The sequence below is a fragment of the Fannyhessea vaginae DSM 15829 genome (assembly GCF_000159235.2).
In the GTDB taxonomy this organism is placed as follows: domain Bacteria; phylum Actinomycetota; class Coriobacteriia; order Coriobacteriales; family Atopobiaceae; genus Fannyhessea; species Fannyhessea vaginae.
In genome coordinates this window covers 478,249-501,246 of sequence record NZ_ACGK02000001.1, presented here as the reverse complement: position 1 = coordinate 501,246, position 22,998 = coordinate 478,249, and the positions used below count along the sequence as shown (strand labels likewise).

The window sequence follows — 22,998 nt, the reverse complement described above, 5'->3', positions numbered from 1 at the left end:
ATCACATATTTGCAGCTGTACACAAATTCTTTGAGGTTAAATGTGTTGGTGGATGTTTGAAAACAAAGACAAGCGGCTCTGGCTTTAGCGTCAGAGCCGCTTTCCTCATCAATGCAGTATTACTAAGATGCAAACAAGTTACAAAAAGATATACTATACGAACGAGTGGGCGAAAGAAGTTAGGACAAAGTCTGAAGTGGTCGTCCACTCTATACACTTAGTCACATGCAACACGAACCATATAACCCACGTTGTCACAAACAACACCTATGAACGCATATATACATAGCAAACAATTGAGGCAATAGCCGAGAGCTAACACGCATATTATGTTAACGGTTAAAACGCCTTTATAAACGTACCTACAAACGCAAATACAATAGTAAAGAGGAGCAAAAACGTGGCGCTTTTCTTCTTTTGCAAGAAATAAAACATAAGCATCGTATAACCAAGTGCCAAAATGCCAGGAAAGATTTGATCAAGATATTTTTGGATCTCAAAAGCTTGCTCGCTAATAGTAAAGCTAAAAGCTGTCTTTAAATCAACCATTGAAGCAGTCATGGCACCAACTACCGCCAAACCAACAATATTTGCTGCTTTTGATATCTTTTGCATGATATTCATATCACCGGCATTAGATATCATCGAAACACCAAACTTATACCCCCAAGCAGTACCAAAATAACGAATAATAAGATGAGGCACATTAAACAAAACAAGAAATACTATCGGCGCCAAAATATTACCTTGTTGTGCCATAGACAACGCAATACCTGTTGCAATAACCCTGATCGTACCCCAGAAAAACGAATCTCCTATACCTGCAAGAGGACCCATCAGGCCAACCTTAACGTTGTTTATAATGGAGTAATCAAAGTTCTTTGTTTCACTCGCTTTCTTTTCAATAGCTGCAGTAACACCCATGATAAAAGAAACCAGGTGTGGCGTTGTGTTGAAAATTTCCATGTGACGCACTAATGCCTGTGCCTGAGCTTCTTTAGTTTTATAAAATCGCTTAATAGCAGGCCACATAGCAACAGCATAACCCAATGCTTGCTGGCGTTCGTAATTGTAACAATTCTCAAGTATAAAGGAGCTAAAAAACATTTCTTTAAAGAGTTTATTTTCTTCTTGTTTATTCATCGAACAAACCTCCCCAAGAATCATCACTTGCAATTTCCTTTTGTTCTACAGCATGTGTTTCGGAGCTTTTTTCAAAAACAACGATATAAGCAATGCCAACTGCAAATAAGGTAATTGCCATAATCGGCAGCTTAAGATACGTCACTGCAATAAATCCCAAGATGAAATAAATGACATTTTTCTTATCCATCATAGGCTGAAGCAATAATGCAAATCCAACGGCTGGTAAGATTTTTCCACAAAGCTCAAGAGAAGTCATGACCAAAGGAGGTATTGCTGCAACAAATACCTGAACTGCTTCAGAACCAAATACAATTGCTATAAAGCCTACTGCAAAATACATTGCGCTTTGTAAAATTAAACCTAACCAATTCAAGAGCTTCATTTTGACGATATCGTCATTTTTGGCAAATATAACAGCTAGATTCATAAATTGGCTTCGTACAATAAATAAAACAACTTTGATTGATTGAGCTAAAATCGCAATAGGCAGCGCAAGAGTTAAAGCAATCTCAGGTCCGCTACCTGTAATGAGAGCAAATGCAGTTCCCAAACCAGCGCCCACAAGCACATCAGGCGGTACTGAACCACCAATTTGAATAGCACCCATAAACACTAATTCAAGCGTTGCGCCAATTAAAACTCCATTAAGAGGGTCACCTAGACCAAGTCCTATACAAAACGAAACAACAAGAGGTCTGATAACCATTGGAGTTCCAAGGGCTTTTTCAAAAAACCATAGTAGAAATAATATGCTACCAACAATCAATGCATTTATCATATTTCCCCCTATTAAAACTTTGACCTGAGCGTCTTATAATCTTGTGGCTGTTCTGCAGGAGTTTGACGTACATCTATATCTACATTCTCTTTGTATAAAAGATCTAAAAAGTCAACTTCTTCAGGTGTTAAATACACAGCTTTGCTAAATTCTTTTGCCCCCTCTGTATGCATAGAACCACCCAAGTTTAATACCGGCTTTGTTTCCAACAGCTTATACAACTCATAAGCTGACTTTGCAGATGGCACCACAACAAATACCTTTATATCTGCCAGTTTAGGATTCTGCAAAAGAAGAGCTGCATCAGTAATTGACTTAATAGCAACTTTGACGCCTTGAGGCGCAGCCATTTTAATTACTGGTTTTCGAAATGTATCGTTGCACACATCATCATCTGCAATAACAATAGCTTGATATTTAAGAAATGCTTTCCAACTATATGCAACTTGCCCGTGTACCAGACGATCATCTATTCTTACCATTTGTATCATATATAACCTCCGTTTTCATTAATGTTTCTTTACCTAATACTCCATACGCACCCCTTTCTTAAAGTGTTTTTGAAATATAAGAATTTATATTGGAATAAATAGGTTGCGTTAAATCCCTTTTGTTAAGTTCAGCGAACCAATAAGCTATATATTGAGCAAAACAGGCTACCTCAAGAAAGTAAAAAAACTTATCACAACAATTAAGCTCAACAGAAGGTGTTGTTGATGGACCAATAATAACAACGTTATTGCTAATCTCAGTTGCTATGAATTTAGAGATTTTTCCCACTTTATCTGTATCTTGACCACTTGATAAGATGAAAAAGCACGTATCATTATCAAAAGAATTTTGCGGCCCATGAATAACTTCTTCAAGCTCATATGATGATGAGACTTTAGGAATCATCTCCAAAAATTTTAGATTTATCTCCTTGGACAGCGGATATAAAATTCCATCACCGATTACGACAAATTTGCTGTTTGCTAGAAAACGTGCACCATTAAGCTCAAACCAATCAGACGCAAGACGTTTAATTCTATCCAAATTAGAAATGACAGCATGGGCATCTGCAAAATAGGGCTGTATATGCGCTTTATCGGAGTAACTTAAATTTAATCCAAGCATACATAAAATCAACGATGTACAGCTATAGCCAATAGTTCGATAGATAAATTCTTCATGTCCCGTATACATATCTATACAATAATCAGCTGATGTGGCAATTGGCCCATCCATGTTCTCGGTAAGCGCAAGTGTTGTATAGCCCTTTTGTTTGGCAAGAAGAAGATTTTCATATACTAATTTAGTTGAACCCCCTTGCGAAACGAAAATAAAAAGATCATCAGCTGAAAAATTATAATAATTAAAATTATGCTTAAACTCATTGGGTAAGAAAACATCACATGGGATACAGGCTTGTTCGGTAAGAAAATACTGTGCAACTAAACCTGCATTATATGAGGTACCAGAGCCGATTATATGCATTTTTTTATAGCACTGTTCAAAAAGTTCCTCACATAAAGTTTCGGGATTCTCATAGACAGAAAGTATTGATGAGAGACATGTAGGTATTCTATCTATACAATCAACCAGTTTCATAAAACCTCCTAATTTGTATGTATCTATAAACTAGCATACCTTTTTTGTATATACAAGTATTATTTTTAATTGATGAAATCTATTTTGCATACGGTAGATTTGTATACTTAAATGTACTTTTTCTTATGAATTGGTTACAATAAAACCAATCTAAGGAGGCACTATGGCAAAGATTGCGCGGTATCAACAAATCATAAATGATCTGGCACACCAAATTGCTATTGGAAAATATCGTGTTAATGACAAGCTACCAACCGAAGCTCAACTAGCACTTGATTATTGCGTCAGTAGAATGACTGTAAATAAAGCCTTATCCCAGATGGAAAACAAAGATCTTATATATAAAGTTCAAGGAAGCGGTACGTTTGTAAAAGAGAGTACTATTCATAAACAATTTGGATCTTCTGTAAGCTTTTCGAGTGATGTAAACCTCAAAGGTGAGAAACCGGGTTCTTTGTTATTGCAATATAGATTACTTGACCCGCAATCCTTTCCTGCTATTGCTTCAAAATTATGTATCCCTATGGATAATGAGATTATATATTTTGAAAGATTGCGGACGGCAGATGATACGCGCGTGGCAATTAGTCATACCTATATTGCAACTAATGTGGTTCCCTCTGTAGCTCTAGATGAACTAAATAGATCGTTTTATGCATTTCTAGAAAAAAAGTACGATATTAAACCCCAGTGTACAAACTATGAAGTAGCGGCAACAATTCCCACAAAAGAGCAGGCAAAACTTCTAGAGATTAGCAATGAGGCACTTTTAAAGGTTTCCCATACCAGTTTTACTCAAAATGAAGTTCCCTTTGAATATAATGAAACTTATTATCTGGGAAGTAAATTTACATACACAACAAAGAATGATTGTATTAAACTGCGATAATGATATATCACGCTCAACATAGGGAGGTGTTACCAATTCTCGAAACAAAAGAGCTTATAGAATTTGACAGTCTTTTTGATGAAAGAATGATTGAAAGTACTTACTTTTAAAACAACCTCAGTATTAATCAAATGTATAACTTTTGTAAGACAGTGATTAAAAAATACAGCAATAAAAGCACAACGGATGTACGAATTGAAACAAAGTTTTACAGGTGATGCATTTATGCGTCACCTGATTTTTATCATGAGTTTTAGATTCATTAACCGCTCAAGAAATCATACTTAACAATAAAAGCAAGCGGCTCTGGCTTTAGAGTCAGAGCCGCTTTCCTCATGCACGCAAAATTATTTACGCTTTTGAAACGACTTTTTGCCTAATGTGCCAACAATTGCACAAGAGGCACCCAATAGGGTAGCTAACATACCCAAAGAGCTTACATCGCCTGTTTTGGGAAGAAAATGTTGAGGTGTATGTTTACCCATATGCTGCGGCTCAGGTTGAGAATTTGTCTGAGGCGTAGGAGGTACAGGTACTGGTGCTGGTTTTTTATTAACTGTTACGGTAGCTGTTTTCGAAACGCATGCTTTACCTTTATCAGTTATCTGAAATACAATCTTATAACTACCAGGCTTAGTGTTGGTAAATCCACCTTGATCGGCAATGACCACTTTGTCTTTAAGATCGCCATCTTCTGGATCAGTTGCAGATACGATAAGTGACCTTAGATCAAGAGAATCTCCCTCGGTAATGGCTTTATCCTGCACGATAAGAGAAGGAACAGCATTGAGCACCGCTGGCGCAGGCGTATAAAGAGCATAAACTGTTATGTCACCTGTTACGGGTGTACTAGCACTAAATTCCTTGGTTCTATCTTTACCGGTTTTGTCCGTGCTCCAACCTCTAAATGTATAACCCACCTTAGAAGGATTGTTAGGCATAACCTGATTTAAAACACTCTTGTCGTTTATGGATTTACCTTCTTGTACCTGCACCTTTGCATAGTTTTGATCGGTTTCATTCACAAATGTTACGGTATAAATCTTAGGTTTGGGAATAATGTTGTAGGTAAAGTGCGAAATGCCGAGTACTCTAAAATTATTATTAAGCATGTCATAAAACATACACTGACCGTCAAGCGTTCCAGTTTTTACTGCTATATATTTGCCATCAGCGTTTTTCTTAAAGTACGAAGATTGAGCAATAAGTGTAGGAGTTCCATTCTCAGCAAAGCCCTCCATAACACTGATTGTGTGACCAGCACTTTCTTGCGTAAATTTAATAGGTCGCTTGTATTCCTGTCCAACTTCAATAGTAAAAGGTCCAGGATTCTGATTGTCAAATACAGAATCGCTCTTACCAGGATCTGAGGACGGATGCAATTTATACTTACTCAAATTCTCTTTTACAACAATTTCAGAAATTTTATTACCCTGAAATGCCTTTTCGCCAACTCCCGCAAGATAATACGGATTAGCATCGGTATCGTGCTCTTTGCCCTTACCGTCAATCACACCTTCAAAGACAACTTTTTCAATTTCATTAGCAATAAAGGCTGCGCTATGTATTGAAATGACGTTTTTCGGAATAGTAAGAGTTCCCTTAATTTTGTTCCAACCGAACGCACCATATTCTATTATCCTCAGTGATTGTGGAAGCGTGACGCCTTCAATGTAGGTTGCGTCGTCAACGTGCTCATGCTGATTCCCGATTTTATTAGCCCGACCAGTAAAAGCACATTCATGAATGACTTCAATGCCTTCAGGAATAACAATATGATGATTTTTCTTAAGTTTTTCTTTTCCTTTGGCAGTAAGTCCGTCCACATATTCATTTACCGTTTGACCTGTCTCCGGATGATAAACATCTTTCCTGCCTCCAATCATTTTGCCATCGGCAGAAATATTAAAGTCGTCCTTCGTCCAGGTGAGGGAGTCATCCTGAGGTTGTGCAGGCGTGGAATCGGTGGATACCGTACGAAGAGCAACTTTAGATGGAGTTGCTGTCAGACTCTTTGAAGCTGTGTTGACCGCATGATTGGATTGAACCTGACTACGAGCACCGCGAGCAGTCTCATGAGTATCATTGCTACTTGCTGACGGCGTAGACTGGGTGTCTACGCTATTTGCATACGCAACCGTAGGTATACTAGTTACTATACCCCCCCCCAATGAAACTGCGCATACACCTGCACTTAACATGACAGGTAAAAGTGAACTTGATTTTTTCTTACTATGTTTCATACTATCGCCTCTATCACAGTTAATAGTGTATACAAAGCAGTTTATCACAACACACACAACAAAAGATTTGTCATTCCCACAGCTCTATGCTTTATGAGCCATACACCATGCGTCAATATGCTCGTGCAAAAGCTCATCGGTTACCGAGGTCATGCGCACGCGTCCCAACGCTTGTGGCAAAGGTAGTTGTGCTTTACGCGAGCGCAAAAACAATTCGTCTTTGAGAGCACAAAACAGTTGTTGAGGATCAACATCTTCGCACACCGAACCACACTCAAAACGATCTAAAAGCTCGTCCTGCGCAAGTACATCGTCGATTTCTAAATGCTCCAGTGCGCATGCAAGACGCGCACAAAAACGCAGCGACTCGGCAAAACACGCCGTATATGTGGCATGACTTACCTTTTGCAACGCGCGCGCAAAACTTACCCCATAACTTGCTGCATTACGCACCGCAAGTGCAGACGAAGAAATAATACGTCCGCGAATTTTAAGCGTTTCAAGCAACTGCGCAGAAAACGTTTCAAAGTTTGTATCCATCAGGTCATAAGAAGCATCCCACAGCTTAGAAAATGCCTGCGATGATTCGGCCATGCACGTTGCGATCATCATTAAGCGCGCGTATTGAGCGTCTTGGTCATGCAAATCAAAATGGATGAGTGAAGTATCACACACAACCTGATCATAGTGAGCCGACAGCGAAAGCATTGCAGGAACCTTGTTAAGGGTAAGCATCTGGGGTAAGGTAGCAGCGTCGATAAGAGCGTGGAACGAAAGCGGTACCGCACATACAGGCGTTCCCTGACACCACACGCGCGCAGCCGCCCCCACAAGTGCAATAAGAGTTACGTCTCCCACAACACAAATATAGTCATCAGCCGTTAAGCCCATATCTAAAAACGACGTGCAAAGCGTTTCAACCAACGACAAAGAAGGCTCATCTGCGTCTTGAAGGTGCACACACGTAACTCTAAAGCCTTGCGAGGTAAGGTTGCGTTGTATCTCTTCAAACACTTCATCAGAGGCGTAAGAATCACGAACAAGCGCAAGTTTATATGGCACACCAACTGCAGTACGTAAAATTGAACCAAGTTGATCTATTGCATGCTGACCATAACGTACATCACAAGAACCATCTTTAAGAGCGATCCATTGACGAATAAGCGGCTGGGGTTGCTCGTTGGCGTCGTTGGGTGTTGAAGTTTCCCCTTGTGTTTGTGTTGCTGTTTGCGTTACTGTTTCTGGTGATGTTTGAGGTTCTGCTTGGGGTGCTGCTTGCTTTACTGCTTGGGGTGTTGTTTCTGATGTTGTTTGTGTTGCCATAACTTTATCCTTTGAAGTTCTTATTTCTTACGATAAAAAATTCAAGTACGCGTAAAAAATAGGTATACCATAAATCTCGTTTGGACTGAGGTCTAACTAAAATAGTTTGAGTTTGAGCCAATCTACCAGCAACGATATCAGTAAAAATCTGATCGCCAATCATAAGCGCATGCTCTGGCTTTATATCAAGCTTACGCAAAAGCGCTGTAAGCACACGCGGCGAGGGTTTCATCGCATGTGAAAGTGCCTCGCATCCAAGTTCGTGCGCCGATTTTTGCACCTGACGAACATGTACATTATTAGAAACAACATAGATAGGAATATGCAGCTCGTGCTGTACATGATTAAACCACGCTAAAATTTCGGAGGGAACCCGTTTTGTGGTTCGAGGAACGCACGTGTTATCTCGATCTATTAATATACATCGAACATCATGCTCAAGCAGATACTCAAAGGGAATACAATCAACGCGTTTATAATAATCATCGGGAGTAAACAGGCTCACTTACTTCTCCTTTGCCTCTTTTATTGCCTGCAAATGTTCATCATAGGTCTTTGAGAACTTATGTTCGTCTTTGGTGATCCAAAAATAATAATTATCCGTTGTTGCAGGTAGCATAGCCGCAGAAAGAGACGCAATTCCAGGAGAGCATATTGGAGTGGGCGGAAATCCCTTTTTATTCTGCGTGTTATATGGACTATCCGACTTCAAATCTTGAGGCGTGACCTTGCCTTTTGTTACATATCCCATAGTTGCGTCTGATTGTAGCGGCATATCGGCTTTGAGACGATTAAACATAACCGAGGCAATAAGCGGCCTATCTTCATCTATCAGCGCTTCTTTTTCGATAATTGACGCAAGCTTAATAAAATCATAGCGGCTCATAGTAATACCGTACTGCTGTTTAATATTTTGCTGAGCGCCCTCAAAGTCAAGATTTGCGGTTTCGGTTTTATATTGGGTCAGCATCAGTTTAATAATGGCGTCACTTGTAGGCGTAGTCGAGGAGAAATCATAGGTTTTAGGCCACAAAAATCCTTCGAGCGAATCATTTTGCGCGTCCTTTAAAAATGGAAATTCGTCCACGTAGTTAGATGCTTTTGCTTGTGCAAGAAAATCGTCACGCGAAATACCAAATTGCTGGCTTACCAAATCGGCTAGTTTGTCTACCGTAAATCCTTCGGGAACAACCAGGGCATTTTCTGATGAATTTGGTCCTTGTATAAGCCGATCTATAAGCTGCTGATAATCACTTCCTGCTACCAGCTCGTATGTTCCACTTTTAATTTTTGAAGCAACGTCTTGTTTTTGAATTGCTGACAAAAACGCTTTACCGTCTGAAATTACGCGCTCTTGCACCAAAAGTTGCGCAATGCGAGCAGCATTGGCGCCTGAAGGGATAGTTACTTTTATGTGTTCACCTGCCGTTATGCTTGCGGTCTGCGCATTATCTTGTGAGCGAGAATTAAGGTAAGCCATAACCGTGGCAATTACAATAAGAAGCGCTACCATAGCAAGAGCCGCCATAACGTAGGGTTTAACCCGCCTATTTTCAGGCCTTTTTGCAGATAATCCACGAGGTGAATGCGTGGCTTTGAGCTTAGTATGATTGCGCACACGCTTTACATGTGGAGTAAATCCAGTTGCAGATACGCTCGCTGTTTTGTGCGCCCCACCTTGTGAATTGTGCTTTTGAGCGCTCGGAGTTGTACCGTTTTCTGCAGAAGAAGGATGTGCATGTTTTGCAAAATGTTTTGAAGAAGATCCAAAAGAATCTAGTGGCATGAGCGTCCCCGCCTCTCGTCCAGCCATGCTTGTAAAAAAAGAGAGGCGGCAATCATATCAATATGCCCCCTCATTTGTTTTTCGCTATAACCTTGTTCGCGCAAAATACGCTTTGCCTGCGCAGAAGACAGACGTTCATCAACAAACGTTACGTCCAAATTGCACGCACGCGCAATTGTTTGTGCCTGTTCCATAAGTTTTTGAGCCTGCGCACCTACATCTCCTGCAAGCGTTCGAGGAAGACCACAGACCAGAAGATCGGGTTCATAGTCTTCCAACACACGACGAAACGTGCGCGCGTGCGTATAAACCTCTTGAAAGGGCAAAACTTTCACCGGCATAGCAAGCGTTTCTGAAGCATCGCTTACCGCAATGCCTACACGAACCTCTCCGATATCAAGCGCTAAAACTCTCATAGAAATTACTTGGTTGTAAGTAGTTGCTTTGCCAAAGCAAGCGCGTCGTTAATACCTTCAACGCGGTTTCCTCCAGCTTGAGCCATAACAGGACGACCGCCACCGCGTCCATCTACACAAGGTGCGATGTTTTTGATAAGCGCTCCAGCGTTAAATCCAGCGTCTACAGCCGCTTGTGTTGCTGCTGCTAAAAGCTGTACTTTATCTGCAGTTGCAGAAAGAAGGACACACGCGCTTTTTTCGCCTAAGCGCTGATGAATACCATCCCACACACTTCGTAAGTCTTTTCCACTGACCCCTTCAAGGTGAGCAAGAACAACCTTATAATCACCTAAGTCAAGCGCATTTTCGAGCGCAGAAGAAACCTTTTGCGAAGACGAACCCGTAAGTGCTTCCTTAACTTTTTTCTCCAATGCATTCTTTTCGTCTTTAAGTGCTTCCACACGACTTACAACATCTTGTGGACGACATTTAAGCAGGCAAGCAATTTGCGAAAGCTCATCTTCACGCGTTTTCATGTAGTCAATATAGCCAAGTGATGTAAGCGCCTCAAGACGACGAACATTAGAACCTACTGAAGTTTCGGAGATAATCTTAAAGCAGCCAATATCAGCAGTATTACGTGCATGAGTACCACCACAAAGCTCGCGAGAATATGGATGATCAGAGGTGCCTGTAGAAACTACACGAACATCATCGCCATACATATCTTCAAACAGCTGAATGGCACCCGAATTTTTTGCCTCCTCGCGCGACATAATGCGAGTTACCATAGGCTCAGCCGCAAATATCTCGTCATTTACCAGCTGCTCTACCTGAGCAATTTGTGCAGGCGTGAGTGCTTCAAAATGTGTGAAGTCAAAACGAAGACGATCAGGAGCAACCAATGAGCCCGCTTGGCTTACGTGGTCACCCAATACTTTAATAAGTGCTGCATCCAAAAGGTGAGTTGCTGTATGATTGCGGCGAATACATTCGCGACGATGCACGTCAATAGCACAGTTAAGCGTATCTCCCACTGCAAGCGTACCTTGTTCAAGCACGCACTCATGCGAGAGAAGCTCGCCTTCGCGGTGAAGCGTATTTTCAACACGAAGCTTAACACTCTCATTAGAAAGATACCCAGTATCCCCTACCTGGCCTCCACGTTCACCATAAAACGGCGTGGCGTCCAACACAACTTCTACGCGTGTGTTTGCCTGCACCTTATCTACAGATGCACCATCAACTACGAGTGCAACTACATGAGCTCCGTCAAGTGTATTATGGTCATATCCAACAAAGGTAGTCATTTCGTGTGAATCAGAAAGCTTTGCCCACACACTGTTAGATGTTCCCCATGCATCACGCGTTGCCTGAGCACGCGCGCGGCTGCGTTGATCTTCCATCAGCTTTTCAAACGTATCCATATCAACATCGTGGCCGAGACCAAGTGCAATTTCACGCGTTAAGTCAATAGGAAAACCGTAGGTATCATGAAGCTTAAATGCAACTTCACCTGGTAATACACTTCCTGCGTCCAAATGCGCGAGTTCATCTTTAAGAGCTTGCTCACCAGCGTCAAGTGTTGCAGTAAAGCGTTGCTCTTCGGCAGAAATAATGCCTTCGATGAGGGCTTTATTTTGCAGGAGTTGAGGATATACTTGCGCCATAAGACGCATAACTTCGGCGGAATACTTGGTAAGGAATGAACCTTCAATTCCCATAAGGCGTCCATGATAAATTGCGCGGCGTAGCAAACGACGAAGCACGTAGCCCCTGCCTTCGTTACCAGGCAAAATACCGTCACCAATCATAAAGGTTACCGCACGAGCATGATCGGCTAAAATACGCAGCGATGTATCAACGCGTTCAGAGCTGTGATACGTTTTATGAGAAAGCTCTTCGCCAACGCCTATAAGGCTGCGCAATACATCTCCCTCGTAATTTGAGCCTTCGTGCTGCATAATGGCTGCCATACGCTCAAGACCCATACCCGTATCAATATTGCGGTGTGGAAGCTCGGGCATAGAGCCGTCTTCTTGGCGATCAAACTGGGTAAAGACCAAATTCCAAAATTCAAGGTAACGATCACCATCGTCACCAGGCTTTTCACCTTCAAAACTTGGACCTTGATCAAAATAAATCTCTGAACACGGGCCACATGGACCTGTAGGGCCTGCTGCCCAGAAGTTGTCCTCTTCGCCCAAGCGCGAAATGTGGTCAAGTGCAACGCCTTGTTGTTGCCACAGCTCGCATGCTTCATCGTCATCGGTAAATACGGTTACATATAAACGATCTTTCGGCAATCCTAAATGAGCAGGCGAGGTAATAAACTCCCATGCCCAAGCTATTGCCTGCGCTTTGGTATATCCACCAAACGAAAAGTTACCAAGCATTTCAAAAAATGAAAGATGGCGCGCGTCTCCAATATTTTCGATATCGTTGGTACGAAGACATTTTTGGCACGATGTAGCACCAATTTCGCGCATGGTCTTAGTGCCTTGGTAGTATTCCTTAAACTGATTCATACCGGCGTTTGCCAATAAAAGCGAAGGATCTTCGGGGATAAGAGAAGACGATTCATAACGCTTACAACCTTTTGACTCAAAAAATGACAAAAAGTCTTCGCGGATTTCTGCTGTTGTCATTGTTTTATATTCGCCGGTTGCCATAATTCTCCTTGGTTACTAGTAACGTTTGCCATAAACGTACCGAGGTACGAGTTTTTATTACTTGCGATAAACATACACTCTATGTATGATACGTTGATATTGTATTTAAAGCAGGCTCTTTTTAAAACGTCTACCGTTTTAGCAAACTTCTTATACAAAATAACAATATTCATATGGTATATGAGATCTTGTATCAAAAGCGCAAGAGCACGCCAAACACTTAACTACTCTGCGAATTTGCATGCTCCATCACATGATTTGGATCAAGCTTTTCTTGAAACTTTTGCAGCGTTTTACGCAAGAGACGCGATACCTGAACTTGAGAAATCTGCAACTTTTGCGCAATCTCAACCTGCGTAAAGCCTTCCAAAAAGCGCATACGTATAATCTGTTGTTCACGTTCTGAAAAGTCTTTAATTGCCTGCTCTAACACAATACGATCATCAGATGATTCAAGGTCTTCATCAACCAAAGCATATTTATCAATAACGGTACTCGACTGCGTGCCGTCATCGTCGTCACCTTGAGGAACATCCAAAGAAACCGAACTATATGCATGAGCCGATTCCATAGCTTCAAGAACTTCATCAACACTTACACCCAAGGCTTGTGCAATCTCATCGACTGAAGGACTACGCTGGAGTTTTTCGGTAAGTTTATCGCTTACCTGGGTAACTTTTGCCGAAAGCTCTTGCAGACGACGCGGTACACGAACCGACCACCCCTTATCACGAAAATGACGCTTGATCTCCCCCATGATAGTTGGTGTTGCAAAGGTGGTAAATTCCAAACCGCGACTTATATCAAATCTATCTATAGCTTTAATAAGACCAATCGTAGCAACTTGGACTAAATCGTCCAATGATTCGCCGCGATTCTTAAACTTTGAAGCCAAAAAACGCGCCAGATTCAGATGTGCTAAAACGAGCTGTTCGCGCGCTTGTTCGTCGCCTGTTTCTTTGTATCGCTTAAAAAGTTCTTTTGTTTTTTGCTTGTCTCGTATGCTGCGCTTAGATTTTTTTAAAGGAAGTTGTGTGCGCAGACGTGAGGAAGCTCGCGGTGATTGCTCATTATTCGGCATGGACACCACCAAATGACTTTTCCAAATGTAGCGTATGTTCATCGGTTTCGTAGCACGCATCGCACACTGCGTTAAGCATTAAATTCACCAGTTCAAAGTCTTGCTGTGACGTATCTTCCTTAAAATCACAAGTTCCTAGACAAAAATCCATCGACATGCAATGGGGTTCAAGCGTAAATGTAATGGCACAAGTTTGCGGACGTGTGGCGCACGTATATACAAAACCTTCTTCGGCTGCCATACGAACATCTTCTACATCGTCTACGCTCATATGACAAACAACTGCTAAATTAGCTGCCATCATGCGTACGCTGCGCGCAAACTCTGGCAAGGCGGGTACGGTTACGTTAACTTGTGTTGTGGGCATGAAAAGTTCCCCTTACTTTCTTTTTTCATACAACAACTTATATTCGTTGTAGACGTATAGTTTCAAAACCTACTTAATTGAACGCTGCTTGCCGAGCAACTTTAAGACTGCGATGCTTGTGAATTGGCAAGTTCATCTATATCATCAAGTGCAACTGCTTCAGAATCACCCAAGGTAGCCTGCGTTTGTGCGGCTGACGTGCTCGTAGAATCAGACACCGTGTTGGGAGTAGATGATGCGTTGTTTTCGTGTGAGGCTTGTTCATCGGCTTTTGAAACTGCAGCGTAAGAAATATACGACGTTGTTGCATGCGACGAAGAAGCCGGCTCTTGATGAGTCAACAGCGGATGATCTGCCATTTCGTCATCAGATGCCGAGGTAAGGCCTTTTTCGATGGCATTTTTTGCAGATGTATAGCCCTGCAAAAAATTGCTTGCAACCGAAGACGTTGCTTTTGCAATGCCTGATATCGCAGTTTTTGCAGCTTGATCAAGCGTGGTTGAAACACCTGCAGCCTGCGCAGAGATTTTTGAAACATCACTGAGAATATCCTCTGTTGCTTCAAGCTGGCGATTAATAGTATCAAGCGTTTGGCTTGATTTAAGTGCAAGTGGCTCAAGCTGGACAATCGTTGGATGCAAATCGTCAAGTGCAGCGTCAAGCTTTTGAACAACAGGCTGTACCTGCTCGCACGTTTCGCACGTAGTATCAACAAGGCGACCTATATCACTTCTAATACGACGAAGGGTTAAAATTGCCTCGATAAGCACAAGTATCAAGACAAGCACACATACGCATATTGCCACTATAATTAGTATATTTGTGTCCATAGTGCATCCGTTCAATCAAAGGTACAGCCACATCAAATTTGGCATGTTTACTATGTTTATTGTACCAATTATTTGTCACGTGAGCCGCGCGCATTCTTTTTAATACGCTTAAGCTCGTTATCTCTCCATGCTTCCCACCCGCGCGCGGACGGCGTGTAAAAAGCTCCTTCGTGCAAACCTTCAGGTAAATATGTTTGCTTCACCCAACCATCAGGATAATTATGAGGATAGAGATACTCGCCGTAGGTTTGCGAACCCACCCGGTGACGATCACGCAGATATGAAGGCACTTCTCGATAAGGGCCTTTTTTTACCTCGGCAAGAGCCGCATCAATACCTGCTTCAGCAGCATGAGATTTAGGCGCCAGTGCGCAATAAAGTGCTGCCTGCGCAAGGTTTATGCGACATTCGGGGTAACCTATAGTACGAGCTGCGTCCATAGCGGCAGCAGCTACACAAATTGCTCCTGCATCGGCATTGCCAATATCTTCTGACGCGCAAATTAAAATACGGCGCGCAATAAAAATAGGATCTTCATTCGCGTCAATCATGCGTGCAAGCCAATACAGCACTGCATCGGGATCTGAGCCGCGCATCGACTTAATAAATGCCGAAATAATATCGTAGTGCATATCTTGCTGCTTATCATAAGGTAAGCCGCGCGCTGGATTAGCCAGCTTAACGTGCTCTAACGTAATAAGAATAGGTTTTGACCCGTCTTGCGCATGAATATCTGATGCATTGGGGCGCGCTACTTGAGAAGCAAGTTCAAGCGAGGTAAGCGCTGCGCGCGCATCGCCTGCCGACATATAAATCAAAGCCTGTAGTGCACTCTCATCAAGCGTAAAGCAATTATTCAAACCGCGCGAATCCGTTAGGGCACGCGCGATAATGCAGGCAATGTCATCATCGCTTAGGCGCGTAAGCTCGATAATTTTGCTTCTGCTGATAAGTGCCGAATTCACTTCAAAATAAGGATTTTCGGTTGTTGCGCCAATTAAAATAACGTCGCGATTTTCTACGCCCTTAAGCAAACTATCCTGTTGCGAACGAGAAAAACGATGTATCTCATCGATGAACATAATTGTTTTTACATTTGTGATGAGAAGGCGACTGCGCGCTTGTGCAAGCTCTTCGCGAACGTCCTTTACACGTGCAAGCAGCGCTGATAAGTCTACAAAATGCGCCGAACTTGTATGAGCAATAATTTGAGCAAGCGTGGTTTTACCAGTTCCAGGAGGTCCATATAAAATGATGGATGATAAAATATCGCGCTCAATTGCCAGACGTAACCATGAGTCTTTACCGATACACGCTTTTTGACCCACAAACTCATCAAGCGTACGCGGACGCATACGCACAGCAAGCGGATCATTACTGTTACAAGACGTAACCTGTGGCTTGCGCGCAGACGCACTCGCACCCGCTGGCTTCGCGGGAGTTTTGTTGTGCGATGAATTATTTGAATCGTTCATTAAATCAAAAAGCGTCTGCATAGCCTAAGCCCTAACCGTAAAAATAGCTGTTAGTATTCAAAACGGTGAAAACGAGGATATGAGGGAAATATATCCTGCGAATCTGGCAACAAATGCCTGCACAAATCTATAAAATACGAATCCGTCATCGATGCAATAAAATCGGTAACCGTTTGTATAGGATTCTTTTGCCATGCATACTCATATCCATAATGGGAAAGATGCTGCGAAACAGGCTCAATATGGTGACGATAAATAATTGAGTGCGTATCATTGCGCTCCACAGCGTCCAATTCGTGGTCAAATACCTGTTGAAACAGCTGCTGTATATGTTGGCCAAATTTGCCGTCAACCTCGGCTGTCATGTAAATCTTGTCATAGTTTTCTTTTTTTGCCCGAGCAAGCTCACAAAACGCCTCATCAGAAAGCTCAATGTGATCTTTTCCTAAACTATGCTCAACACAATCGGCAACAAAAGCACTGAGAGCCCACGAGTTATATGTTCCACCAAGACCATCGGAAAAACTATGCTCGTCACAAAGACCAGCTAAAATAGCGTCTTGGCGATCTTTACCTACATAAGCAATAATATCGCACAGGCGCACCACACAACCTTCAAGCGTCATCGGGCGAAGCGTGTTAATATATGCCTCACCTTCGTGCCACGCACGCGCCACCATATGGTCATACGCATCAAAAGTTGAAAGATCACTAGTTTTAATGACCTGCTGCTCAAATTCACCGTTATGACAAATAATACCGTCTAACACCTGCAAAGAAAGATTGCGCTTGTAAAGCGTATCAAGCGAGCGAACGCTTTGTACATTGTGAAAGAAATAACCACCGGTATATGCATGATAAATTGAGCTTACATAACGCTCTCCAATATGACCAAACGGGGTGTGACCAATATCGTGACCCAATCCAATTGCTTCAATTAAATCGAGGTTAAGTCCTAACGCGCGTCCAATGTCGCGCGCAACACGGGCTACCAGCTGCACGTGAAGATTGCGACGTGTTAAATCGTCGTTAGAACGAAACGAAAAAACCTGCGTTTTACCTGCAAGACGATTATATGCAGGAGTATGAATTATTTTTTCAACATCACGAACAAAAGCTGGCCGCAATATGCTTTCGTGATCCTCATCAACGTCGCGACGAATAACCGCCGTATCAGGTGTTGCATACGCACTCACACGATGGTTTTTGTGCATATCCTTAATTTGATCCGCGCAAGCGCGCGTAAGCTCACCTGTTAGATGAGGTGCATACGGGTTTGTTTGTATCACGATAGAACTCCTTATTGCTGTCTTGATCTTTTAATTCTATCCAAACTTCCAAAGCATCATCGCAAACTTCTACGCCAAGGCTTCTTTGCAGCGCAATACTTTCTGTATTTCCCTGTTTAATCTCAAGCCAAGCTGTATCGCCACGATCTAAAAATTGGTTGATTTTGTACGATTCTAACGCTTTTCCCCAACCTTTACGTCTAAAAGGCTCAAACACTTCTAACATACCAATTGCACCATATTCATGCTCGCCAATATAGCCAACCAGCATATCATGATCAAATGCACCCACAATACAGCCACGGCGCAAAAGTTGAATATACTGCTCATCAGTATACGAATCGGCATACCTATACGTTTTCTTAATGGTGTCAAGATAGCTTTCGTCTAAAGGCTTTATTACGCGATGAGCACCAATACGTCGCTTTTTTGAAGAGGTATACACACCAATATAATAAACGTTTGAACTCTCATATGAATCAAGCGATGAGAGTGCCTCTAAGAGATGGTAATTTGTTAAGCAGACGGCTCGCGTAGAGCCAATTACCTGCATAAGCATGCGCGCACGCTGGGCATTATTTGACCACAACATATCGCAGCCATTAGATAGACCCAATAAAATGGAGTCGTCGTCAACATATTTTACGACACCTAAGCCACGTCTGAGCGCTTCGCGCAGACCTAGAACCCCTTGCGCTGCGCACGTGCAATCTTTTTTATTGGTCGTACCAGCACAAACTTCATCTAAGAGAGTAAGGGCACGCGAACGCGCGGACGCCTGCAATGAAGGTGTAGAGCTCAACTTGTAAGACGAATACACCAAAGAAAAACGCTTGCAAAGCTCGCGAGAACCATGCACACCGGGGTGACCATAATAATCGGCCATCATTGTATTGTTATGAGAAAGCAGGCGCAAACCATCAACAAACACCAAATTTTCATAGCACCTACACTGAGCCTGTATCCAGGACGAAACTTGATTAAAACAGCTCAACTTATGAGGAGGATACATGTCGGGCGTATGCCACACAGGCGAAAGTACAAAGATTGGAACCTGCGGAAATACATGAGTGAGTTCCACAAAATACGTGTGGATATCTTTATGGACCAAACGCGCTAAACACGGCTCATAGCGATAGTTGGCGCCCAACTCAACAATAATAACCTGCGGATTTATAAACTGCGATAAACCGTAGAGTAAGCCCGGCTGAAATACCTGACCGCCAATAGACTGATTAACAACTTCTAAGTTATGAGTTTGCGCAAATGTATGTACCCACACACATGCTGGATCGCCGGTAATAAAACCTTGCGAAATGGAATCGCCTAATACTAAAAGTTGCGGCTTGTGCTCAAGCGGGCGCACGAACGTTCCGTTTGCATATATCGAACGAATAATACAACCACGAAGCGCAGGTAAGTGGATACAAACTTTGTGTACGCCACCAAAGCCTGGAAGCTGCACGCTCCCAACAAGTGGCATATCCTGCGGATCTTCAAGTAATAGATTGATGTAGCTATTGTCAGCAACATTCACAGGTGGAATATGACGTCCATCAATATCAACAGATACGCCATCATATACAGCATGCGAGCTTTGCGTTGAGATGATCTCATCACATTCGTGAGCTTGTTGCATACGCTTAGCAATGTCGAGCATTGCGCGCGTACCTGATGGTTCCTCATCCAAGCGCAGCTCAACAAAGATTTCTGACGAGTCGGTTTCAAACTGTAAGGTAATGCCTGCACCTGTACGTGCCATCTGTCGAAACAAACCAGGGTGCCATGCGCGACAAGAACCCAACGCGCGAAATTGTTCATGCGTAAAACGCCACGGACGATACCATGACTTTAGTTCTGGCGCGACACGCACGGCACCACAGACAAAATCCTTTGCAGCAACGCAGAGGGGCTGTGCCCCCAATCTCCCTTGTTTTATGCGCTCGTCTAACGTCATACCTTTGAATATCTTTCATACAAATAGTAACTATTACCTGATTGAAGCGCGCAAGCGCATAGGAGCCCAATTTATGTGAAGCTGATTTAACTTAGCAAATACCTTGAGCCATCATAGCTGCGGCAACTTTATTAAATCCGGCAATATTTGCACCTTGCACAAGATTGTCTTCTTGGCCCACTTCGGCAGCTGCTGTAGTTGCAGCTACAAATATATCATGCATAATGTCGTGTAATTTTGCGTCAACTTCTTCAAACGTCCAAGAAAGGTGCTCGTGGTTTTGGCTCATCTCCAAGCCCGAAACCGAAACTCCACCTGCATTCGCAGCCTTACCTGGCGCAAAATATACGCCATTTTGCATAAGATACGTTGTTGCTTCCAAGGTTGTTGGCATATTTGCGCCTTCAACAACAAACTTTGTGCCATGTGCTACCAGCTGTTTTGCATCGTCTAAGCCCAGCTCGTTTTGCGTTGCACAAGGAAGGGCAATATCACAAGTTTCTCCCCAGGGGCGCATGCCTGCATGATAGTTTGCATGGGGACGAGCCTTAACGTACTCACTGATACGGGCGCGGCGAACCTGCTTTATGTCCTTAAGCAAGTCAACATCAATACCTTGCGGATCCATAACATAACCCGAAGAATCCGAAACCGTAATAACATGTGCACCAAGCTGCGTTGCTTTCTCAACGGCATAGGTTGCAACATTGCCAGCACCCGAAATTGCTACCGTTTTACCCGCAAGTTGCGTATTTTTGTGGTTAAGCATTTCGTTAAGGAAATAAATAGCACCATAACCTGTTGCTTCGGTACGCGCTAGCGATCCACCAAACGATAAACCTTTTCCAGTAAGCACGCCTGACCATGTATTAGTAAGACGTTTATATTGACCAAACAAATAGCCAATCTCGCGACCGCCAACACCAATATCACCAGCGGGTACATCGGTATCTGGCCCTACATGTTTAACGAGTTCACACATAAAGGATTGACAAAAACGCATAACCTCGGCATCGGACTTGCCTTTGGGGTCAAAGTCTGCGCCGCCTTTGCCGCCACCCATAGGAAGTGTGGTAAGACTATTTTTAAAGATTTGCTCAAAACCTAAAAACTTAAGAATGCTCAAATTAACCGAAGGATGAAAACGCAAGCCACCTTTGTATGGTCCTATTGCCGAGTTAAACTGAACGCGATACCCACGATTAACTTGTACTTTACCGCTGTCATCTACCCATGGAACGCGAAACATAATAATGCGTTCGGGCTCTACCAGGCGTTCAAGCAGCGATTGCTCTTGATATTCGGGATGCTTATCAAGGACGGGTTGTAATCCCGTAAGAATTTCGGTTGCAGCTTGGATGAACTCGGGTTGTGTGCTGTAGCGGTTTTTGAGATCGGTAAGAACCTTTTGAGAATAATTCATGGTTGAACAGCTCATATATCTCCCATCAACTGATTGTTAGCCTATAATTTTATAAAACTAACGTTGTAAAACTAAAGCTGATATACCCTTTACATAAGGAATCATTCAGACCTCTTAATTATAAGACGTAATGAGGCGTTGTGAAAAGATGTACCAATTTTGAAGGATGATTTTCTCACGAAAAAGATACTTGCCTCAAAGAACAATCTATTTTATACTAGTCAAGCGGTTGCGGGGTGTAGCGCAGCTTGGTAGCGCATCTGCTTTGGGAGCAGAGGGTCGCTGGTTCGAATCCAGTCACCCCGACCAGTTTTTTGCGGCGGTAGTTCAATTGGTAGAGCATCAGCCTTCCAAGCTGATTGTTGCGGGTTCGAGTCCCGTCCGCCGCTCCATATTTTGAGTTTTTTCTCCTCGTTTTAGATCCTTTTCTTATATCTTTTAGGCTTGTATTTATAATGCAAGGTTTTGTGAAGTGTGCTTTTGTGTAGTTGGTGCTGTTTAATTTGTAACTTTTCTCAATCCTTTTGATGCAGGTAACACATAAGCGTGCCTCTTGGATTCTTTTCAGCATAAAAAATGTTCACAATTGTTCACAAAAATAGAAAACTCATGAATCATACATATAAAAGTCGGCTAAAATAAAAGATAAAGCAAACAACAAGGGAGAGTTATGCCTAATCTTAATCTGGGACGAACACTCGTTATTGCAAACCCCGCTTCACACAGCGGAAGGGGTCATGCGGCGGCAATGCGCGCACAGAGATTTTTTAATTCGTACTCTTCCATCTCAACTTCTTTTGAAATGTTGCTTACCAAAGGTCCAAAAGACGCCACACTCATGGCAGAAGACGCTCAAGACTACGACACGGTGATTGCTCTGGGCGGAGATGGTGTTATTCACGAAACTATAAACGGTCTCATGAACATTCCTAGCGATAAGCGCCCTACACTCGCGGTTATTCCTATGGGCTCGGGCAACGATTTTGCCCGAACCTTAAACGCAACCTATAACGCGCCCGATACCTCACTAGCCGAAATTTTTTCTGGACATCACCGCAACTTCGATTTAGGAAAAATTACTAATGAACTAGGAGAATCTACCTATTTTATGGAAACCCTCTCCTTTGGTTTAGATGCTGCCGTATCTGTTGATACTACAATTCGTCGTGCTGACCATGCAAAACAAGAAGGTTCTGCATTATTTGCCACGTCAGGCCTCAAAATTATGGCACGCGGACACAAAGGTTATCAAGCACATCTTAGTTTGAGTACCAATCAAAGCTATGACTTGCCTTGTATCGTGCTGGTAGCAAATATTGGTCCAACCTATGGTGGCGGTTTTATGATTTGTCCTGACGCCCGTCCTAACGACGGTTTGTTGAGCATGTGCTTTAATACCAAGCGTCCGTCGATTCCCCATTTACTGGCGCTTTTTGGACTTGCACGAACAGGTTTACACACGCATTCGAGCATTATTACCACTGCCGAAGTTACCTCATTTGAAGTGAGTTTTAGTGATCCGCTGGTGCCTTGTCAAACAGATGGCGAAGTATTCCAAGGTCAAAGCTACAAAGTTAGCATTTGCCCACATGAGCTTGATGTTATTGTGCCTGCTCAATGCCGTTGGTAGATTTACTAAAAAAACGCTACTGACAGGGTTGCAGACAGCATTGTGAATAGGTTTCTAGCAATGTCATCGGCAGCGTTCGTGTGCTTATTTATAAGCATTCTGCGCCTCAAACTCCCTAAAA

At 42.7% G+C, this 22,998-nt stretch carries 19 protein-coding genes and 2 tRNA genes; 4 read left to right on the top strand and 17 right to left on the bottom strand.

The annotated features are described in order from the left end of the window. Nucleotides 1-339: 339 nt before the first annotated feature. Genes HMPREF0091_RS02185 through HMPREF0091_RS02170 form a run of 4 tightly spaced genes read right to left on the bottom strand, consistent with a single transcriptional unit; the run spans nucleotide 340 to nucleotide 3,514 of the window. Entirely contained in the window at nucleotides 340-1,143 is an 804-nt protein-coding gene (locus HMPREF0091_RS02185; protein ID WP_006302583.1) for a PTS system mannose/fructose/sorbose family transporter subunit IID, read from the bottom strand. Next, nucleotides 1,136-1,924, bottom strand: a complete 789-nt coding sequence (locus tag HMPREF0091_RS02180; RefSeq protein WP_006302581.1) for a PTS mannose/fructose/sorbose/N-acetylgalactosamine transporter subunit IIC — start codon at nucleotides 1,922-1,924, stop codon at nucleotides 1,136-1,138. The genes HMPREF0091_RS02185 and HMPREF0091_RS02180 overlap by 8 nt, the downstream gene beginning before the upstream one ends. An 11-nt stretch (nucleotides 1,925-1,935) precedes the next feature. Beyond that, entirely contained in the window at nucleotides 1,936-2,415 is a 480-nt protein-coding gene (locus HMPREF0091_RS02175) for a PTS system mannose/fructose/N-acetylgalactosamine-transporter subunit IIB (RefSeq protein WP_006302580.1), read from the bottom strand. Nucleotides 2,416-2,473: 58 nt separating this feature from the next. Continuing rightward, a complete protein-coding gene (locus tag HMPREF0091_RS02170; protein ID WP_006302579.1) occupies nucleotides 2,474-3,514 on the bottom strand; it encodes an SIS domain-containing protein in 1,041 nt (346 codons plus the stop codon). Between the two features lie 163 nt (nucleotides 3,515-3,677). On the opposite strand from HMPREF0091_RS02170, the gene HMPREF0091_RS02165 reads away from it, so the two are divergent. After that, entirely contained in the window at nucleotides 3,678-4,403 is a 726-nt protein-coding gene (locus HMPREF0091_RS02165) for a GntR family transcriptional regulator (RefSeq protein WP_006302578.1), read from the top strand. 347 nt (nucleotides 4,404-4,750) lie between these two features. Here the strand turns inward: HMPREF0091_RS02165 and HMPREF0091_RS02160 are convergent, their stop codons facing one another. The 13 genes from HMPREF0091_RS02160 to gdhA all read right to left on the bottom strand — a co-directional run bounded on the left by HMPREF0091_RS02160 (nucleotide 4,751) and on the right by gdhA (nucleotide 21,247). Further along, nucleotides 4,751-6,646 (bottom strand): InlB B-repeat-containing protein, encoded by a 1,896-nt coding sequence (locus HMPREF0091_RS02160; protein WP_006302577.1) that lies wholly within the window; start codon nucleotides 6,644-6,646, stop codon nucleotides 4,751-4,753. A gap of 84 nt (nucleotides 6,647-6,730) precedes the next feature. Continuing rightward, nucleotides 6,731-7,969, bottom strand: a complete 1,239-nt coding sequence (locus HMPREF0091_RS02155) for a hypothetical protein (RefSeq protein ID WP_006302576.1) — start codon at nucleotides 7,967-7,969, stop codon at nucleotides 6,731-6,733. Nucleotides 7,970-7,973: 4 nt separating this feature from the next. Next, complete coding sequence (locus HMPREF0091_RS02150; protein WP_006302575.1) at nucleotides 7,974-8,474, bottom strand: YqeG family HAD IIIA-type phosphatase; 501 nt, start codon at nucleotides 8,472-8,474, stop codon at nucleotides 7,974-7,976. Next, nucleotides 8,475-9,755, bottom strand: a complete 1,281-nt coding sequence (gene mltG, locus HMPREF0091_RS02145) for an endolytic transglycosylase MltG (RefSeq protein ID WP_006302574.1) — start codon at nucleotides 9,753-9,755, stop codon at nucleotides 8,475-8,477. Continuing rightward, complete coding sequence (gene ruvX / locus HMPREF0091_RS02140; protein WP_006302573.1) at nucleotides 9,746-10,171, bottom strand: Holliday junction resolvase RuvX; 426 nt, start codon at nucleotides 10,169-10,171, stop codon at nucleotides 9,746-9,748. Before ruvX ends, mltG begins: the two co-directional genes overlap by 10 nt. 5 nt (nucleotides 10,172-10,176) lie before the next feature. Further along, nucleotides 10,177-12,825, bottom strand: a complete 2,649-nt coding sequence (gene alaS, locus HMPREF0091_RS02135; protein WP_006302572.1) for an alanine--tRNA ligase — start codon at nucleotides 12,823-12,825, stop codon at nucleotides 10,177-10,179. Nucleotides 12,826-13,045: 220 nt separating this feature from the next. Next, nucleotides 13,046-13,906 carry a SigB/SigF/SigG family RNA polymerase sigma factor gene (locus tag HMPREF0091_RS02130; protein WP_006302570.1) on the bottom strand — a complete coding sequence of 287 codons (861 nt, stop codon included), beginning with the start codon at nucleotides 13,904-13,906 and terminating at the stop codon, nucleotides 13,046-13,048. Next, nucleotides 13,896-14,273: a hypothetical protein gene (locus tag HMPREF0091_RS02125; RefSeq protein WP_006302569.1), complete on the bottom strand. Its 378-nt coding sequence runs from the start codon at nucleotides 14,271-14,273 to the stop codon at nucleotides 13,896-13,898. Before HMPREF0091_RS02125 ends, HMPREF0091_RS02130 begins: the two co-directional genes overlap by 11 nt. Before the next feature lie 101 nt (nucleotides 14,274-14,374). Beyond that, the gene (locus HMPREF0091_RS02120; protein WP_006302568.1) at nucleotides 14,375-15,103 is read right to left on the bottom strand and encodes a hypothetical protein; all 729 of its coding nucleotides are present in this window, start codon (nucleotides 15,101-15,103) and stop codon (nucleotides 14,375-14,377) included. 68 nt (nucleotides 15,104-15,171) lie between these two features. Further along, nucleotides 15,172-16,599, bottom strand: coding sequence for a replication-associated recombination protein A (locus tag HMPREF0091_RS02115; protein ID WP_006302567.1), 1,428 nt, complete (start codon nucleotides 16,597-16,599; stop codon nucleotides 15,172-15,174). Nucleotides 16,600-16,628: 29 nt separating this feature from the next. Continuing rightward, on the bottom strand, nucleotides 16,629-17,867 hold the full coding sequence (locus HMPREF0091_RS02110) for a deoxyguanosinetriphosphate triphosphohydrolase family protein (RefSeq protein ID WP_006302566.1): 1,239 nt from the start codon (nucleotides 17,865-17,867) through the stop codon (nucleotides 16,629-16,631). After that, nucleotides 17,827-19,824 (bottom strand): GNAT family N-acetyltransferase, encoded by a 1,998-nt coding sequence (locus HMPREF0091_RS02105; RefSeq protein ID WP_006302565.1) that lies wholly within the window; start codon nucleotides 19,822-19,824, stop codon nucleotides 17,827-17,829. The genes HMPREF0091_RS02110 and HMPREF0091_RS02105 overlap by 41 nt, the downstream gene beginning before the upstream one ends. 91 nt (nucleotides 19,825-19,915) lie before the next feature. After that, nucleotides 19,916-21,247, bottom strand: a complete 1,332-nt coding sequence (gene gdhA / locus HMPREF0091_RS02100) for an NADP-specific glutamate dehydrogenase (protein WP_010241390.1) — start codon at nucleotides 21,245-21,247, stop codon at nucleotides 19,916-19,918. Nucleotides 21,248-21,479: 232 nt separating this feature from the next. Here gdhA and HMPREF0091_RS02095 point away from each other — a divergent pair. From HMPREF0091_RS02095 to HMPREF0091_RS02085, 3 genes are all read left to right on the top strand, one after another. Then, a tRNA-Pro gene (locus HMPREF0091_RS02095) sits at nucleotides 21,480-21,556 on the top strand. 7 nt (nucleotides 21,557-21,563) lie between these two features. Further along, nucleotides 21,564-21,639 (top strand) — tRNA-Gly (locus HMPREF0091_RS02090). Between the two features lie 278 nt (nucleotides 21,640-21,917). Beyond that, nucleotides 21,918-22,877, top strand: coding sequence for a diacylglycerol/lipid kinase family protein (locus HMPREF0091_RS02085; RefSeq protein WP_006302563.1), 960 nt, complete (start codon nucleotides 21,918-21,920; stop codon nucleotides 22,875-22,877). The last annotated feature ends 121 nt before the right edge of the window (nucleotides 22,878-22,998 follow it).

Bases quoted from the DNA above. Each gene is read 5' to 3' on its own strand.
- HMPREF0091_RS02185 (WP_006302583.1), bottom strand. From the start codon at position 1,143: ATGAATAAACAAGAAGAAAATAAACTCTTTAAAGAAATGTTTTTTAGC.
- HMPREF0091_RS02180 (WP_006302581.1), bottom strand. From the start codon at position 1,924: ATGATAAATGCATTGATTGTTGGTAGCATATTATTTCTACTATGGTTT.
- HMPREF0091_RS02175 (WP_006302580.1), bottom strand. From the start codon at position 2,415: ATGATACAAATGGTAAGAATAGATGATCGTCTGGTACACGGGCAAGTT.
- HMPREF0091_RS02170 (WP_006302579.1), bottom strand. From the start codon at position 3,514: ATGAAACTGGTTGATTGTATAGATAGAATACCTACATGTCTCTCATCA.
- HMPREF0091_RS02165 (WP_006302578.1), top strand. From the start codon at position 3,678: ATGGCAAAGATTGCGCGGTATCAACAAATCATAAATGATCTGGCACAC.
- HMPREF0091_RS02160 (WP_006302577.1), bottom strand. From the start codon at position 6,646: ATGAAACATAGTAAGAAAAAATCAAGTTCACTTTTACCTGTCATGTTA.
- HMPREF0091_RS02155 (WP_006302576.1), bottom strand. From the start codon at position 7,969: ATGGCAACACAAACAACATCAGAAACAACACCCCAAGCAGTAAAGCAA.
- mltG (WP_006302574.1), bottom strand. From the start codon at position 9,755: ATGCCACTAGATTCTTTTGGATCTTCTTCAAAACATTTTGCAAAACAT.
- ruvX (WP_006302573.1), bottom strand. From the start codon at position 10,171: ATGAGAGTTTTAGCGCTTGATATCGGAGAGGTTCGTGTAGGCATTGCG.
- alaS (WP_006302572.1), bottom strand. From the start codon at position 12,825: ATGGCAACCGGCGAATATAAAACAATGACAACAGCAGAAATCCGCGAA.
- HMPREF0091_RS02130 (WP_006302570.1), bottom strand. From the start codon at position 13,906: ATGCCGAATAATGAGCAATCACCGCGAGCTTCCTCACGTCTGCGCACA.
- HMPREF0091_RS02125 (WP_006302569.1), bottom strand. From the start codon at position 14,273: ATGCCCACAACACAAGTTAACGTAACCGTACCCGCCTTGCCAGAGTTT.
- HMPREF0091_RS02120 (WP_006302568.1), bottom strand. From the start codon at position 15,103: ATGGACACAAATATACTAATTATAGTGGCAATATGCGTATGTGTGCTT.
- HMPREF0091_RS02115 (WP_006302567.1), bottom strand. From the start codon at position 16,599: ATGCAGACGCTTTTTGATTTAATGAACGATTCAAATAATTCATCGCAC.
- HMPREF0091_RS02105 (WP_006302565.1), bottom strand. From the start codon at position 19,824: ATGACGTTAGACGAGCGCATAAAACAAGGGAGATTGGGGGCACAGCCC.
- gdhA (WP_010241390.1), bottom strand. From the start codon at position 21,247: ATGAATTATTCTCAAAAGGTTCTTACCGATCTCAAAAACCGCTACAGC.
- HMPREF0091_RS02085 (WP_006302563.1), top strand. From the start codon at position 21,918: ATGCCTAATCTTAATCTGGGACGAACACTCGTTATTGCAAACCCCGCT.